Below are 14,397 nucleotides of genomic sequence, written 5' to 3'. Positions count from 1 at the left end.
CGGTATGCGTTGCCTTGTTCCCTCTTCCGGCTGCGGCTGTGTGGGGCGCATGCCGCAGCGTAACGATCTTGTCTTGTTGTGCCGCGATTCTAGCGGGTGCGGCCCGCTGCGCCGGATGAAGATTCGTTAATAAAGACGGCGTCTTCAGGCGCCGTAGCTGCGCAGCCGTTCGAGGTCGACGACCGTCACGCCGCCGTATTCCAGCCGCACCACGCCGTCCTTCTCCAGGGCCTTGAGCGATTGGTTGGCGACCTGCCGCGTCATGCCGGAGAGCAGGCCAAGTTCTTCCTGCGTGATCTCCAGGTGGTCGCCCGCGCCGGGGTAGAGCACCGGGTTGAACAACGACGCAATGCAACGCGCCAGGCGCGGTGTGACATCAAGCAGCCGGTCATATTCGAGCAGCGCCATGAAATGCCCGAGCCGCTCGTTGAGTTGCTTCACCAGGAAGCGGTTGAACGCCACGCTGTTTTCCACCAGCCACATGAAGGTGGCGCGGTCCATGAAGGCCATGCGCGTGTCGCGCAGCGCAACGATGTCGTAGCGGCGTGGCTCGTTCTTGAGCACGGTGCCCTCGCCAAACCAGCCGCCGGCCGGCACGCCCGTAAACGTGACGCTGCGCCCCTCTGGCGACACGGTGCCGATCTTGATGAGGCCCGTGACCACGCCCGTCCAGCTTTCCAGCAATGTGTTTTTCGGGCAGATGCAGGCGCCGCGCGCATAGGTTTTTTCCACGATGCCGGCGCAGGCACGCTCCGCTTCGTCCGGGGGCAGCTCAATCGACCACGCCGCAATATGGGCCAGCCGTGCGCGGCTGATACCGGGGCGCGAATTCGTGTCGTGTTCAGCCACGTTGAATGCCCACCGGCAACGTGCTCACGCGTTGCACTTCGGGCGTGGAGAGCCAGTCGGCGCGCAGGCTTTGCAGAAACATCTCGGTGGCGTCTTCGCCCCAGAACAGCTCGCCGTTGTGCACGAGCGTCGGCACCCCGAACACGCCCAGCTCGATAGCCGCATCGGTGTGCGCACGCAGCGCGTCTTTTACGGCGGATTGTTCGACAGCGGTTGCGCCCTGCGCAAAGCCCACCGCTTCGCACAGCGCGGCGAAACCCTCCGGCGATGCGACATCGTTGCCGTCGCGCCAGATATGGCGGAACACTGCACGCACGGCATCGAGCGAGCCGCCCATCGCAATCGTCAGCCGCAGCGCCTTGATCGGGTTGAACGGGTGTGCGGGCGGCATGCGAAACGGAATGCCGAGCTGCTGCGCGCGAAACAGCGCATGCCGGTACGTGAACACGCGTTTGCTGCTGATCTCGGCCGGGCCTTTCTGCCCCCAGTGGTGCAGGATCGCGCCGAGCACCAGCGGACGTGGGCGGATGACGATGTCGTTGGCTTCCTGCAGCGCAACGAACTGCTCAAGCTGCAGGTAGGCAAACGGCGAGATGACATCGAAGAACCAATCGACGGTGGCGGGCATGCAGTCTCCTCAGGCAGCGCGCATCTGCAGCAGCGGCGCCAGCGTAAAGGGCGCTGCCGTCATGGCGCGAATGTCGTCGAGTGTCGCATGCGAGAGGATTTCACGCAGCACAAGCCCCGCATCGGTCACATCAAACACGGCGTGTTCGGTGACGATGACTCTCACGCAGCCTTGGCCCGTGAGCGGCAGCGTGCAGCGCGGCAGGATCTTGGAGTTGCCTTGCTTGTCGGTGTGCGCCAGCGCGGCAATCACCTTGCGCGTGCCGTAGCAGAGGTCCATCGCCCCGCCAATGCCAGGCCACCATTTGCCGTTGCGATCGCACGCCCAGTTGGCGAGGTTGCCCTGCGCGTCCACCTGCAACGCGCCGAGGATGGTCACGTCGATGTAGCCGTTGCGCATTGCGCCCAGCGACGTGGCGAGGTCCATTAGCGCCGCGCCGGGCAGCAGGGTGATGGGCTCGCACCCGGCGTTGGTGAAGTCGCTGTCGATGGCGTCCAGCGCGGGGCGTCCGCCAAAGCCGAAGGCCCCGTTTTCGGTATGGAAGATGACGCCCGCATCGGCGTCCAGGTAGTTGGCCGTGAGCGTGGGGATACCCAGGCCAAGGTTGACGACTTCGCCCGCGCGTAGTTCTTGCGCGCAGCGGGCGGCGATGCGTTGCTTGGGCGTTTCGGGCAGAGCTTGCATGGCGGTCTCCTGGTTGTGTCGATCGACGATCAGGCTTCGGCGGCAGCGGGCAGGCGGCCGAGCTTGGTCCAGTGGCGCTTGTAAAGCGCGTGCTGCTCGTCCAATGACAGCCCTTGCACCACCGCGTTGACGAACACGCCGGGGCAGCCCACGCGCTCGGGCGGAATCGTGCCGACTTCCACGATCTCGTTCACCTCGACGATGGTGTAGTCGCCCGCCATGGCGATATCGCGCTGGTTCTGCAGCGCCGTGCCGCGAAACTCCACGTTGCCGAACGTATCGGCGCGCCAGCCTTTGATGATCGACACGTCGGCGCGCAGGGGCGGCTCCACGAAGCAGGTCATGCCGTCGACGGTGATCGTCGGCTTGGGCGCCCCCCGCTTGGGAAACATCCCGGGCTGGTCCAGGATGCCCACGCCCACCGGCACGAGCGCGCCGCCCAGGCCCAGCGCACCCGCACGCACTTTCTCGGCCCAGGTGCCCATCGGAAAGAACTCGGCCACGTGCACGGAGTCGGTCAGGTAAGCCTGCGTCGATTCATCCGTCGTACCGACGTGCGTGCCGATGAACTCGGCGAGCTGCCCCGAGCTGAACAGCCGGGCTTTGAGAAAACCGCCGCGCAGCCCCGGCGTGTTGGTGATGAGCGTGAGTTGCCCGATGCCGCTGGCGAGCAGCGCCTCGATGCAGCAGGCCGGCTCACCGGCGCCCACGAATTCGCCCAGCATCAGGCGGCTGCCGCTGCGGACGTGGGCGATGGCCTCGTCCACGGAAAGGACTTTGTTGGCGTAGCGCATGTGTCGTCTCCTTGGGGCCGCCCTGAGCGAGCGGTCTGCGGCGCAGTGTAGGAGCGGTGTTTTCGGCACGATGTCTTCTGCATGACATTTGCTTCGTAAGGTTTCGCAAAGGGCAATCCTTATAGTTGTGACGCAACCTGAACAAATCCGCGCCACGGTTGTCGCACAAGGGCCCCCCGGCCCCGCCTAGCTTTTCCGCCCCTCTCGTCTTTGAACCCGCCCCATTCCAATTCCAGGACCGCATGCACGTAGACACCCCGCTTATCTCCACCATCATCGGCGGCATCGTGCTGGCCTTCATCTTCGGCACCATCGCGCAGCGCCTGCGGCTGCCGCCGCTGGTCGGTTATCTGGTGGCGGGCGTGGTGGCCGGGCCGTTTACGCCCGGTTTCGTGGCGGATCAAAGCCTCGCACCGCAACTGGCCGAGCTGGGCGTGATCCTTCTGATGTTTGGCGTGGGGCTGCACTTCTCGATGAAGGAGTTGTTGGCGGTCAAGGCCATCGCCATTCCGGGTGCCATCGGGCAGATTGCGCTGGCCACGCTGATGGGCATGGGCTTGGCCTGGCTGCTCGGGTGGGATTGGGGCCCCGGGCTGGTGTTCGGGCTGGCGCTGTCGGTGGCGAGCACGGTGGTGCTGCTCAAGGCGCTGGAAGATCGCGGCATCGACAACTCGCACGAAGGCCATATCGCCGTCGGCTGGCTGATCGTGGAAGACCTTGTGATGGTGGTGACGCTCGTGCTGCTGCCGGCCTTGGCCGGGGCGCTGGGCGGCGCGGGCAGCACGGCGGTCAGCACGTGGGACATCGTCAAGGTGCTGGCCGTCACGCTCTCGAAGGTGGTGGCGTTTGCCGCGCTGATGCTGGTGGTGGGCCGCCGCGTGATCCCGTGGATGCTCGAACGCATTGTCATGACGGGCAGCCGCGAGCTGTTTCGCCTGGGCGTGCTGGCCACGGCGCTGGGCGTTGCTTATGGCGCGACGGTGCTGTTTGGCGTGTCGTTCGCGCTCGGCGCGTTCTTTGCGGGCATGGTGCTGGCCGAGTCCGAATTCAGCCAGCGCGCGGCGGAAGAATCGCTGCCGCTGCGCGATGCATTTGCGGTGCTGTTTTTTGTGTCGGTGGGCATGTTGTTCAACCCAAGCGTGCTGATTGAAGACCCCTGGGCGGTGCTCGGCACGGTGCTGATCGTGGTGGTGGGCAAGTCGTTGGCAGCGTTTGCGGTGGTGCGCGCGTTTGGTCACGGCAACCGCACGGCGCTCACGATTTCTGCCAGCCTCGCACAGATCGGCGAGTTTTCGTTCATCCTGATCGGGTTGGGGATCAGCCTGGAAATCCTGCCCGACCGCGCGCGTGGGCTGCTGTTGTCGGCAGCGATTCTGTCGATTCTGCTGAACCCGCTGATGTTTGCCCTGATCAACCGCCTCAAGCGCGAGGTGGCCCCAGAGCCGGCCACGGCTGATTGAGTATCAGGGCCGGTCTGAAGTGTTTTGCACGCAAGGAGCGTTTATGAGCAATCTGACTATCGGAGTGATCGTCGGCAGCCTGCGCAAGGCGTCGTTCAATCGCCAGCTGGCGCAGGCGCTGGTGGGCTTAATGCCGTCTGGCGCGACGGCGCAGTTCATCGAGATTGGCGAGCTTCCGCTCTACAACCAGGATCTGGATGCCGACTTGCCCGAGCCCGTGCAGCGCTTCAAGGCCGCGGTGGCGGGCGTGGATGCCATTCTGTTCGTCACGCCGGAATACAACCGCGGCATACCGGGCGTGCTGAAGAATGCGATTGACTGGGGTTCGCGGCCGTACGGCCAGAGCGTTTGGGGCGGAAAGCCCGCGGGCATTGCGGGTGCATCGCCGGGCGCCATCGGGACGGCGCTGTCGCAGGCGCAATTGCGCAATGTGCTCGCGGCGGTCGGGGTGAAGGCCTTACCCTTGCCGGAGGTCTTCTTCCACTTTGCGGGGGAGCCCTTTGATGCCCAGGGCGGGGTGACGGATGCGCGTACGCGCCAGTTCTTGCAGGGGTTTGTCGACCGATTCGTTCAGTGGGCAGGCCAAAAGCCAGCCTGACGAATCGATCAACCGGGGTGTTCAGGGCCGGGCGGGGAAGGGGTTCCCGCTCGGCCGTTTTGCCTTTTAGGGCGTTTGGGGCGTTAAGCCAGGAAGGCGGCGGCGCTGATGAGCCAGCCTGCTGCAACGCAGCTCGCAATCCAGGCGGCCATGACGGCGCCAATATCCAACCATTTCATCATTGTTCTCCTTACAACACTTGCATTGCTTGTTCAGGCAATCGATGTCTGAACAACTGTCACGAAGTGTAGGTGTTGCAATGCGGAAGAACAATACAGCGGCGGGTGAACAGACTGTTCCAAGAGTAACAACAGATTTCAGCGCTTGCGTGGCCGGGCCAGCGCTTGAGGGGCGGGGCCACCACGCGGGCTACGTTTGTTGTTGCGCCGCAACAATGAGACAGTCGGACGGCTACTTCGTGCGGAAGGTCGCAGCCACCAAATCGGCAAAACGTGCCTCTTCGGCAAACTCGGCGGGGTTGTCGTGCCCGGCGGTGCCGAAAATGCGAAGCAGGTAGACCGCGCCGTTGCCGAAGAACGCGTACCCGCGCACCACGACCGTCCGCGACGTGGAGGTGCTCCATTCGCCCTCCCAGTAGATCAACCGGTGCCCGGCAAGCACCTGCAGCGTCGGGGCCTTGCCGCGCACGAGGCGGGCGGCCCAGGCCGGGCGATCGCCATGCACGCGCGATTCCATATGATTGAGCAGGATTGCCAGATCGCGTGGGCGCAGGGTTTCCAGATAGTCCGGCGTGCCTTTGTCGAAATCGGATTTACGTACCGTCACCAGCGCGAAGCTCTCTGGCGCTACGGTCTGCTGCGCAAACACCAGCCGCGATGGGCCGAATGGCGAGTTGATCGTCGCCGCAACGGAAGGAATGGGCGTATCGGTGTTCAGCCGCAATGGGCCCCACGTGCGCGGCAGGGCGACGCTCGCGCCCGCGTCAACGCGTTGCGTGACTGGGTAGGCAAACCTAGGCGCCGCACGGGCCGGGCTCCATGGCGCCATGCCGACAAAGGCGATCCACGCGGCCGCGCATGCGTATCGGACGCCGCGGCTCCAGCGGCGGTACCACTCTGTAATGAACGGCGCCACTCGCGGGCTCCTGGCAGAAAAGATGGCGGACGATTCCGTGGGCGCGTGCATACCCCTGCACAGCAATGGCTATGCCCGCGCCTATGTGTGGCGCCGTCTTCCCCCGCTGCCAACATATCGATTTGCGCGCACCCGCGCTATCGGCGTGTGGCGGGGCATCGAACGGTTTAATCCGCGCGTGGGGGTGTTGGTGTGGCTCCATCGCGATGCGTTTCCATGGCTCTTTTCATGGGGCCACGAAGTTCTGTAGGGTGAAGGCTCCTTGTTGTTCTCGACTCAGGTTTCACGCATGCCCACGCTCAACGCTTATCAGCAACCCATAGGTGCATCGCTGCCCGGCTGGACGGCCCGGCCGCTGCCGCCGCACACGGTGCTCGCCGGTCGGTACTGCCGGCTGGAGCCGCTTGACGCTGCGCGCCACGCCGACGAGCTATTCGATGCGTTCAGCCAGGCGCAGGACGACCGCGTCTGGACATACATGGTGGAAGGCCCGTTCGCCGATATGGCGGCACACCGCGCCTATATCGAGCGCATTGCGGCGAAGCGCGATCCGCTGCAATACGCGGTGATCGACGCGCGCACGGATCGCCCGGTCGGCACGCTGGCGTTGATGCGCATCACGCCCGATCACGGCGTGGTGGAAGTTGGGGCGGTGACGTTCTCGCCGTTGCTGCAACGCACGCCGGCATCGACCGAAGCGCAGTTCCTGCTGATGAAGCACGTCTTTGAAGATCTCGGCTATCGGCGCTACGAGTGGAAGTGCGACAGCCTGAACGCGCCATCGCGGCAGACTGCGCAGCGGCTGGGCTTCCAGTTCGAAGGCATCTTCCGCCAGGCGGTGGTCTACAAGGGCCGCAGCCGCGATACCGCGTGGTTCTCCATCATTGATGCGGATTGGCCGCACGTGCGAGCCGCATTCGAGCAATGGCTGTCACCCGACAACTTTGATGAAGAGGGGCGCCAGCGGGCGTCGCTGGCTGCGTTGCGTTCGGTCTGAAGCGTCTTGCTACGAATCGGGCGCGGATGTATCGGCATACATGCCGCGCAGCGCCAGCGCGCGTTCGGCTTCCGGCAGGGCCAGGATCGAGCGGGAGAAACCGATCAGCGCCTGGCAGCGTTCGGCTGGCGGCGCGGAGTGGCGTAGCGCGGGCACGGTCAGCACGCGCTGTTCATTGAGCGGAAGCGCCGCCACGGCCAGTTGCAGCACCGGCAGGGTTTGTGCGCGTGTGACAACCGGGGCGTGGTCTGGGTCGGCGGCCTGCATCAGGTCGGAGAACAAGGCCTGCTCGCGGGTGACCAGCGCGCGCGGCAATCGTGCGGCAGCGGCGCTTGCCCCGGACGTGCCGTCCAGATAAGCCACGCAGGCTTCCGGGCTCACGCGCTGCAGGGCCTGGGCCTGCTCAAGCGTCAGTTGCGCGTTGGCAAAGAGCAGCGCGTTGGGTGCAGTCGGGATCAGCGCGCGGTACAGCTTGCCCGTCTGCTCGCGCAGCAGTGTTACCGCTCGCGCATCGGTAACGTTGCGCTGCAGTTCTGGCCACAGCTTGTCGATCAAGCGGCTGAAGTGCGCGGGGTACTTGCGCTCCAGCGTTGCATACAGCGGGGCGCTGCGCAGTTCTGCCGCCAGGGCTTCGCGGGTATTCAACTGCGTGGCCATGGTTGCGTATTCGCCACCGGGCGATGCGCGCGTGACGACGTGGTCGGCCAGCAGTTCCTGCGCGGTGGGAAACCACATCTGGTCGAATGGTGTGTCCTGCACGCGGCGCACGAAAGCATCGGGCAGGCCCGCGTCTGCATATGCACGCCAGAGTTCGCTGTCGGTGGCGCCGGGGGTCTGGTCATGATCGGCGCCAACCGCGCGCGGGCGGTGGAAGCCGATGCGTGCGCCCGGTGCGGCGGCACGGTCAGCGCCTGCCAGGAAGGCGATCGTGCACGCCGAGGCGCAGGTGCGTTCAACATACGTGCGCAGATGGTGGCGGCGGATGACATCTGCCACCAGCGTCCCTTCGCGCAGCCAACCGCCTTCGGAGCGCAGCACGACGGCCACGGCGTTTGGCGTCTTGCGCAGCGCGGCCTCCAGCGCATCGGCGGCGCCGTCGTTGATGCCGCCATTGAAGAGGATGGCGCGCCCATCACGTTGCGGCATCACCGTAAACGGCGACGCCGCTTGCTCACCCAGCGCGGTACGCAGATGCGCGCCCAGACGCGGCCCATCGTTGATGAGGCGCGAGCTGGTGCCCACGGCGCCCAACACGATCATCACCTTGGCGATCAGCGGCCACAGGTTTGACATGCCGGCAAGCCGGTTGCGCGCTTGCTCGCGATCGGCGGAGCGCCAGGTGCCCACCACCGCCCAGATCCACAGGGCCAATCCCATCACGTAAATCACAAGCAGCGCCGATGATGCCGCGCGCGCTGGCGCATTGTGCGCCAGCGCATGCGTGACACCGGCACTGAGCGCCACCACGCCAAATTGCATCAGCGCGGTGTGCAACCAATACGAGCGGGCCAGGGTGTAATCACCGCGCCAGTGGCGTGCAAAGAAATTGCGCGAGGGCGTGCGCGCCGGATGCGGATCGGCGGGGGCGGTCGGGGGCAGGGCGTCGCTGGCGGCGGAGGTCATGCGTGTTCTCGATGCCGCACACAGGATGGCGGCGCGGCGATTGTCGCTGTCGGCACCGCAGGCTGGCGTCCCCCCGATGGGAGGGGGTGAGGAAGGAGGTGCTCAGGCATCGGCGGGGGCGCCATCAAGGTAAGGCGGCCGCCGCGTTGCCGCCCCGTCAGGCCCTGACCGAAACCAGCGGTGGCTTGGCCGGCGTGATGGCCTCTGCGCTGGCGGGGTGGGCTGACTGCGCGGACTGTGCCTGCGTTGCCTCGCGGGTGTGCAGGCGGGCATCGCTCGCCGTGGACGAGCCGGTCACCTTGTCCGTCGTGCGGGCCTTGGCCGCTGCGTCGGTATTGCCTGTGCCCGAAGCGTTTTTGGATGCGTTGTGCCGGTTTTCCAACCGGGTTTGCGCTTGCTCCAGACCGTTCTGCGCCTGAAGGCGGGCGATCTGCGCCTGCACGATCTGAATCTGCTGGCTGAGCAACTGTGCCTGCTCGCGGGCCTGATCCGGCGGCAGATTCTGCGCGGGCAGATCCTGCATCGACTTCTGCAGGTTCTTGAGCTGGCGCTGCAGACGCTCGATGTCGCCGGCCGAATTGCTCCCGCTGCCCGATGCGCCGGCGGTCGCAGTAGATACGGAAGGGGAAGAAAGTTGCATGGCCATCTCGCTGATCAGTACGCCCTTCATCGGAAGGCCAGCGGAAAACTTTAGCGTTCGTGCGAACAATTCTCGCAAATCTGCAATGCTAGTTGTTCTGTCTGTAAGAACTTAATTTCTTCAGAAAGAACAAATTCAGGCGTTATCTTGGCGTGCAGCTGAGCGATTTCGGGCGGTTGGCTACTGTTTACGGGTTTACGCCCGTTAACTCCAATGTTGGTGGTATATAAAATAGAACTAAATTCCATAGAACAGAACGCATCGAATAAGGCGCGTTCAAGGAGACGCCCATGCTTTCTTCCCTTCCGGCCGCCAGTGGCCGAGTCCACGCCGGGTTGCCGGCGGTTCAGCTCAATCAGGTTTCGGTGCGATTCGGCAGCTTCACGGCGGTGCAAGGCGTCGACCTGTCGATTGGGGAAGGCGAATTCGTGGCGGTGGTGGGGCCGACTGGCTGCGGCAAGAGCACGTTGCTCAATGCCGTGACCGGGTTGCTCAAGCCGGCCGGCGGCACCGTCACCGTGTTTGGTGAGCCGCTGACCGGGCTCAATGGCAATGCCGGTTTCATGATGCAGCAGGACTCGCTGCTGCCCTGGAAGACGGCGCTGGACAACGTCGCTCTCGGCCTGGTGTTCCAGGGCGTGCCGGTGGATGAGGCCCGCGAGCGCGCCCGTCCGTGGATGAAGAAGGTCGGCCTGGCCGGCTTCGAAGCGCGCTATCCGCATCAGCTCTCGGGTGGGCAGAAGAAGCGCATCAGCATGGCGCAGACGCTGATCCTCTCGCCCAAGATTGTGCTGATGGACGAGCCGTTCTCGGCGCTGGACGTGCACACGCGCCACCTCATGCAGAGCGAGCTGCTGCGCCTCTGGCAGGAAGACCGCAAATCGTTGCTGTTCATCACGCACGACCTGGAAGAGGCCATTGCCCTGGCCGACCGCGTGGTCGTCATGTCCGCCGGGCCTGCCAGCCGCCCGGTTGGCGATGTGGAAATCACGCTGCCGCGCCCGCGCAACGTGTCTGAAATCAACATGTCCGACGCGTTCATCCGCCTGTATCGCGAGATCTGGTCGATCCTCGGCGCCGAAGTGGAGAAGAGCCATGCCGTCCAGCACTAATACGATGCCTGCCGTGGGCGCGCCGCGCGCCGGTCTCGCGCACAAGACCAAGATCCGCCTGTTTCAGTTGGCCGTGGTGGTGTTGATGTTCGGCTCGTGGGAGGGCCTCGGACGCGCGGGCGTGGTGGACCCGTTCTATTTTTCGATGCCGTCGTCCATCGTCGCGCGCATCTGGGAATGGTTCACCGGCGGCGATATCTACACGCACCTCGCCATCACGCTGGCCGAGACGATTCTCTCCTTCGGCATCGGCACGCTGCTCGGCATCAGCCTGGGGTTGTGGCTCGGCTTGTCCAGGCTCGCAGCCGAGGTGCTCGACCCGTTCATCAAGGTCTTCAACGCGATCCCGCGCATCCTGCTCGCGCCCATCTTCGTGATGTGGTTCGGGCTGGGGCTGACCTCCAAGGTGGCACTGGGCGCCACGATGGTGCTGTTCATCACCTTCTTCAATACGTATCAGGGCGTGCGCGAGGTCAACCCCGTCATCCTGGCCAACGCGCGCCTGCTCAAGGCCCGCCGCATCAGCCTGCTGCGCCACGTGTATGTGCCGTCCGCCACGAGCTGGATCCTCTCGAGCCTGCGTGCCTCCGTCGGCATGGCGGTCATGGGCGCGATCGTGGCCGAGTACCTCGGTTCGTCCGCCGGCCTGGGCCACCTGATTGCACAGGCCGAAGGCGTGTTCGATGCCACCGGCGTGTTCTCGGGGATCGTCGTGCTGTCGGCGTTTGTGATTGCGCTGGACCGCAGCGTCGACGCGCTCGAAGGCAAGTTGCTGGTGTGGCGCCCGAAGGCTGATCCCGAAACCAATGCCTGACCCAATAACAATGATGGAGACAACCATGAAGCGATGGATTTCGGCCCTGCTGTGTGCGGCCGTCTGGACAGCAGCCAACGCCGCCGAGCCGGAAAAGAAGGACGTGAGCCTGTCGGTCGGCTCGATGATCCTGAACTACATGCCGGTGCCGCTCACGCAGTCGCTGGGCAACTTCCAGAAGGAAGGGCTCAACGTGAAGGTGGAGAACTTCCAGGCCGGCGGAAGCAAGGCGCTGCAGGCCCTGATTGCCGGCTCGACCGATGCGGTGGTGGGCTTCTATGACCACACCATCCACATCCAGGCGCAGGGCAAGGACATCGTGTCGGTGGCGCTGCTCAACACCACGCCCGGCATTGTGCTGGCGGTGCGGCCCGACCTGGATATCAAGAGCGGCAAGGATCTGAAGGGCAAGAAGATTGGCATTACCGCACCCGGTTCGTCCACCGACCTGTTTGCGCGTTACTACGCCATCAAGAACGGTCTGCAGGTCAACGACGTGTCGTACATCGCCGTGGGATCGGGCGCGCCGGGCATGGTGGCGCTTGATCGCAAGGAGATCGACGCGCTCGTCAATTTCGACCCCGTGGCGAGCCTGCTGGAGAAGCGCCGCGCCGCCAAGTTCCTGGTGGATACGCGCACCGATGCTGGCTCCAAAACCGTGTTCGGCGGCCGCTACCCGACGGCAACGCTGTACGTCACGCGCGACTTCATGACGAAGAATCCCGAGACCGTCCAGCGCCTGGTGAACGCCTTTATCCGCACGCTCAAATGGATCGATGCCAGCACGCCCGAGGCCATTGCCGACAAGATGCCCAAGGAACAGCAGGTGGGCGGGCGCGACGTGTTTGTCGATGCGCTGCGCCACTCCAAGCCGATCTTTTCCAAGGACGGCCTGATGACGGATGCCGATGCCAAGGTGGCGCTGACGGTGCTCTCCAGCTACGACGAAAAGATCCGCAACGCCAAGATCGATCTGAGTAAAACGTACACTAACCGCTTCGTCGACCAAGCATTGAAGACGGTCAAGTGAACCGTCTCGCCCAACACGCCATGACCGCAGAGCGCCAAACCACACAGAACGAGACCGCCGCCGCCAACGAAGGCGATGCCGCCACGCCGGGGCAGTCGGGTGTGGCCGCGCTGGACCGCGCGTTCTCGATCCTGTTTGCGTTCCGCCCCGGCGATTACGCGCTGACGCTGGCCGAGCTGGCCGCGCGCACCGGGCTCTACAAGAGCACGATCCTGCGGCTTGCCGGCTCGCTCATCCAGCACCGCATGCTGTTTCGCCTGGAAGACGGCCGTTACCAGATCGGCGCCGCGCCGTTGATGCTCGGTGCGCTCTACCAGCGCAGCATGCGTCTGGGCGACGTGGTACTGCCGCACATGCGCGCGCTGGCCGAGGCCACGGGCGAGGCGGTGTCGCTCTACATCCGCGAGCGCGATGTGCGTGTGTGCCTGCACCGCGTGGATTCGAACCATTCGATCCGCGATCACGTGCGCGAGGGCGATGTGCTGCCGCTGGAGCGCGGTTCGGGCGGGCGCGTGCTGTGCGCGTTCTCCGGCATGCAAGGCGCCACGTACGACGCAATCCGGCGCGATCACTATTACGTGTCGATTGGCGAACGCGATCGGGAAACGGTCGGCCTGTCGGTGCCGGTGTTTGGCGCGCAGCAGGCACTGCGAGGTGCGCTGTGCCTTGCCGGCCCGGCTTCGCGCATCGACGGAGCGCTGCTGCAATCGTGGCGCGTGCCGGTGCTGGAGCACGCAGCGCAAATCACTTCCACGCTGGGTGGCGACCCCGCGCCGCTGCGTCTCGCCGCCCAGCTCATCCAGAAAACCTAGGCGCCGCCAAGACACCCAACTTCCTGAACGGGGCGAGGGGCGGAGCCGATTGTGTAGCAGGAGTTGTTTTCATGGCTTTGCCTCTCGCGGGTTTGCGCGTGCTCGACTTGTCGAACGTGCTGGCCGGGCCGTTCTGCGGCTATCAGCTGGGTTTGCTCGGCGCTGAAGTCATCAAGGTGGAGGTGCCCGGCAATGGCGATCTCGCCCGCCGTCTAGGCGCTGATCCGGAGCAGGCGCGCCGCAAGATGGGCGCCTCGTTCGTCGCCGTCAATGCGGGCAAGCAGTCCGTCACCGTCAACCTGAAGCATCCGGAAGGGCGAGCGATCCTGCTCAAGCTGGTAGCGCAGGCCGATGCCCTGATCGAAAACTACCGCCCCGGCGTCATGGACCGCCTCGAACTCGGCTACGACGTGCTGCGCGAGGTCAACCCACGCCTCGTTTACTGCGCCATTTCGGGCTTCGGCAAGGATGGTCCGCTCAGCGGCAGACCCGCATACGACCAGATCATCCAGGGCATTTCCGGCGTGATGAGCGTCACGGGCGATGACGCATCCGCGCCGCTGCGCGTGGGGTACCCGATCAGCGATACGGTCGGCGGCATTACGGCGGCGCTGGCCGTCACCGCATGCCTGCTCGGCGCGCAACGCACGGGGCAGGGCTGCATGGTGGATGTGTCGATGCTGGAATCGACGCTCGCCACCATGGGCTGGGTCGTCTCCAATTACCTGAATGCCGGTGTGACGCCGCACCCGATGGGCAACCAGAACTTCACGGCGGCGCCGTCGGGCACGTTCCGCACGGGCGACGGGCTGATCAATATCGCGGCCAACGAAGACAAGCAGTTTGCCGCGCTGTGTCGCGTGGTTGGTCATCCGGATCTTGCAACCGATGCGCGCTTTGCCGAGCGTCATGCACGCAAGGAACACCGCCAGCAACTCAACGATGCACTGGAAGCTGCGCTGGCCGCGCGCTCGGCTGCCGAATGGGAGCCGCTGCTGATCGATGCCGGCGTGCCAGCTGGGCTGGTGCTCGACGTGCCTGGCGTGCTGGCGCACGAGCAGGTGACAGGCCGCAGCTTCGTCACCTCGTTCCCGGAAGCGGGGCAGCACGTGACGCGCGCGGGCTTCCGCCTCTCGGGCGAAGACCCGTGCCCGAAGACCCCCGCACCGCCGCTCTCCGCCCATACCGACGACTGGCTTGCCAGGCTCGGCTACCGCCACGACCAAATCGAAGCCTTGCGCGCTGAAGGCGCCATCTGATC

General features: G+C 65.0%; 15 protein-coding genes. 8 read left to right on the top strand and 7 right to left on the bottom strand.

All coding sequences use genetic code 11. The features are described 5' to 3' along the window. Window positions 1-144 precede the first annotated feature (144 nt). Genes NKG59_RS02970 through NKG59_RS02955 form a run of 4 tightly spaced genes read right to left on the bottom strand, consistent with a single transcriptional unit; the run spans window position 145 to window position 2,955 of the window. On the bottom strand, window positions 145-849 hold the full coding sequence (locus NKG59_RS02970; protein ID WP_253535112.1) for a Crp/Fnr family transcriptional regulator: 705 nt from the start codon (window positions 847-849) through the stop codon (window positions 145-147). After that, window positions 842-1,477 (bottom strand): 2-hydroxychromene-2-carboxylate isomerase, encoded by a 636-nt coding sequence (locus tag NKG59_RS02965; protein ID WP_253535109.1) that lies wholly within the window; start codon window positions 1,475-1,477, stop codon window positions 842-844. Before NKG59_RS02965 ends, NKG59_RS02970 begins: the two co-directional genes overlap by 8 nt. A 9-nt stretch (window positions 1,478-1,486) precedes the next feature. Beyond that, the gene (locus NKG59_RS02960; RefSeq protein WP_253535106.1) at window positions 1,487-2,161 is read right to left on the bottom strand and encodes a 3-oxoacid CoA-transferase subunit B; all 675 of its coding nucleotides are present in this window, start codon (window positions 2,159-2,161) and stop codon (window positions 1,487-1,489) included. Between the two features lie 29 nt (window positions 2,162-2,190). After that, on the bottom strand, window positions 2,191-2,955 hold the full coding sequence (locus NKG59_RS02955; RefSeq protein ID WP_253535103.1) for a CoA transferase subunit A: 765 nt from the start codon (window positions 2,953-2,955) through the stop codon (window positions 2,191-2,193). Window positions 2,956-3,197: 242 nt separating this feature from the next. On the opposite strand from NKG59_RS02955, the gene NKG59_RS02950 reads away from it, so the two are divergent. Together NKG59_RS02950 and NKG59_RS02945 are read left to right on the top strand one after the other, a co-directional pair. After that, entirely contained in the window at window positions 3,198-4,415 is a 1,218-nt protein-coding gene (locus NKG59_RS02950) for a cation:proton antiporter domain-containing protein (protein WP_253535100.1), read from the top strand. A 43-nt stretch (window positions 4,416-4,458) separates the two neighbouring features. Beyond that, complete coding sequence (locus NKG59_RS02945; protein ID WP_253535096.1) at window positions 4,459-5,013, top strand: NADPH-dependent FMN reductase; 555 nt, start codon at window positions 4,459-4,461, stop codon at window positions 5,011-5,013. 411 nt (window positions 5,014-5,424) lie between these two features. Here NKG59_RS02945 and NKG59_RS02940 read toward each other — a convergent pair whose 3' ends face one another. After that, window positions 5,425-6,108, bottom strand: a complete 684-nt coding sequence (locus tag NKG59_RS02940) for a hypothetical protein (RefSeq protein WP_253535092.1) — start codon at window positions 6,106-6,108, stop codon at window positions 5,425-5,427. A gap of 289 nt (window positions 6,109-6,397) precedes the next feature. On the opposite strand from NKG59_RS02940, the gene NKG59_RS02935 reads away from it, so the two are divergent. After that, window positions 6,398-7,105, top strand: coding sequence for a GNAT family N-acetyltransferase (locus NKG59_RS02935; protein WP_253535088.1), 708 nt, complete (start codon window positions 6,398-6,400; stop codon window positions 7,103-7,105). A gap of 9 nt (window positions 7,106-7,114) precedes the next feature. Here the strand turns inward: NKG59_RS02935 and NKG59_RS02930 are convergent, their stop codons facing one another. Both NKG59_RS02930 and NKG59_RS02925 read right to left on the bottom strand, forming a co-directional pair. Then, on the bottom strand, window positions 7,115-8,728 hold the full coding sequence (locus NKG59_RS02930) for a COG3904 family protein (protein WP_253535085.1): 1,614 nt from the start codon (window positions 8,726-8,728) through the stop codon (window positions 7,115-7,117). Window positions 8,729-8,885: 157 nt separating this feature from the next. Continuing rightward, entirely contained in the window at window positions 8,886-9,398 is a 513-nt protein-coding gene (locus NKG59_RS02925; RefSeq protein WP_315862589.1) for a FlxA-like family protein, read from the bottom strand. Between the two features lie 260 nt (window positions 9,399-9,658). Between NKG59_RS02925 and NKG59_RS02920 the strand changes: the two genes are divergently transcribed. The 5 genes from NKG59_RS02920 to NKG59_RS02900 all read left to right on the top strand — a co-directional run bounded on the left by NKG59_RS02920 (window position 9,659) and on the right by NKG59_RS02900 (window position 14,395). Further along, window positions 9,659-10,480, top strand: a complete 822-nt coding sequence (locus NKG59_RS02920) for an ABC transporter ATP-binding protein (RefSeq protein WP_253535079.1) — start codon at window positions 9,659-9,661, stop codon at window positions 10,478-10,480. Further along, entirely contained in the window at window positions 10,464-11,294 is an 831-nt protein-coding gene (locus tag NKG59_RS02915) for an ABC transporter permease (protein WP_253535076.1), read from the top strand. Before NKG59_RS02920 ends, NKG59_RS02915 begins: the two co-directional genes overlap by 17 nt. A 25-nt stretch (window positions 11,295-11,319) precedes the next feature. Continuing rightward, a complete protein-coding gene (locus NKG59_RS02910; protein WP_253535073.1) occupies window positions 11,320-12,324 on the top strand; it encodes an ABC transporter substrate-binding protein in 1,005 nt (334 codons plus the stop codon). A gap of 20 nt (window positions 12,325-12,344) precedes the next feature. Continuing rightward, window positions 12,345-13,136, top strand: a complete 792-nt coding sequence (locus NKG59_RS02905) for an IclR family transcriptional regulator (protein WP_045201969.1) — start codon at window positions 12,345-12,347, stop codon at window positions 13,134-13,136. Between the two features lie 71 nt (window positions 13,137-13,207). Next, the gene (locus NKG59_RS02900) at window positions 13,208-14,395 is read left to right on the top strand and encodes a CaiB/BaiF CoA transferase family protein (RefSeq protein WP_253535067.1); all 1,188 of its coding nucleotides are present in this window, start codon (window positions 13,208-13,210) and stop codon (window positions 14,393-14,395) included. Window positions 14,396-14,397 lie beyond the last annotated feature (2 nt).

Source organism: Ralstonia chuxiongensis, from assembly GCF_024158925.1.
Classification (GTDB): Bacteria; Pseudomonadota; Gammaproteobacteria; order Burkholderiales; family Burkholderiaceae; genus Ralstonia; species Ralstonia chuxiongensis.
The sequence above is the reverse complement of the archived record's forward strand: the minus strand, read 5'-3'. Positions and strand labels throughout refer to the sequence as shown.

Excerpts from the sequence above, each read along its gene's own strand:
- NKG59_RS02900 (WP_253535067.1), top strand. The coding sequence starts at position 13,208 with ATGGCTTTGCCTCTCGCGGGTTTGCGCGTGCTCGACTTGTCGAACGTG.
- NKG59_RS02955 (WP_253535103.1), bottom strand. The coding sequence starts at position 2,955 with ATGCGCTACGCCAACAAAGTCCTTTCCGTGGACGAGGCCATCGCCCAC.
- NKG59_RS02925 (WP_315862589.1), bottom strand. The coding sequence starts at position 9,398 with ATGAAGGGCGTACTGATCAGCGAGATGGCCATGCAACTTTCTTCCCCT.
- NKG59_RS02905 (WP_045201969.1), top strand. The coding sequence starts at position 12,345 with ATGACCGCAGAGCGCCAAACCACACAGAACGAGACCGCCGCCGCCAAC.
- NKG59_RS02950 (WP_253535100.1), top strand. The coding sequence starts at position 3,198 with ATGCACGTAGACACCCCGCTTATCTCCACCATCATCGGCGGCATCGTG.
- NKG59_RS02915 (WP_253535076.1), top strand. The coding sequence starts at position 10,464 with ATGCCGTCCAGCACTAATACGATGCCTGCCGTGGGCGCGCCGCGCGCC.
- NKG59_RS02965 (WP_253535109.1), bottom strand. The coding sequence starts at position 1,477 with ATGCCCGCCACCGTCGATTGGTTCTTCGATGTCATCTCGCCGTTTGCC.
- NKG59_RS02935 (WP_253535088.1), top strand. The coding sequence starts at position 6,398 with ATGCCCACGCTCAACGCTTATCAGCAACCCATAGGTGCATCGCTGCCC.
- NKG59_RS02920 (WP_253535079.1), top strand. The coding sequence starts at position 9,659 with ATGCTTTCTTCCCTTCCGGCCGCCAGTGGCCGAGTCCACGCCGGGTTG.
- NKG59_RS02910 (WP_253535073.1), top strand. The coding sequence starts at position 11,320 with ATGAAGCGATGGATTTCGGCCCTGCTGTGTGCGGCCGTCTGGACAGCA.
- NKG59_RS02945 (WP_253535096.1), top strand. The coding sequence starts at position 4,459 with ATGAGCAATCTGACTATCGGAGTGATCGTCGGCAGCCTGCGCAAGGCG.
- NKG59_RS02930 (WP_253535085.1), bottom strand. The coding sequence starts at position 8,728 with ATGACCTCCGCCGCCAGCGACGCCCTGCCCCCGACCGCCCCCGCCGAT.
- NKG59_RS02960 (WP_253535106.1), bottom strand. The coding sequence starts at position 2,161 with ATGCAAGCTCTGCCCGAAACGCCCAAGCAACGCATCGCCGCCCGCTGC.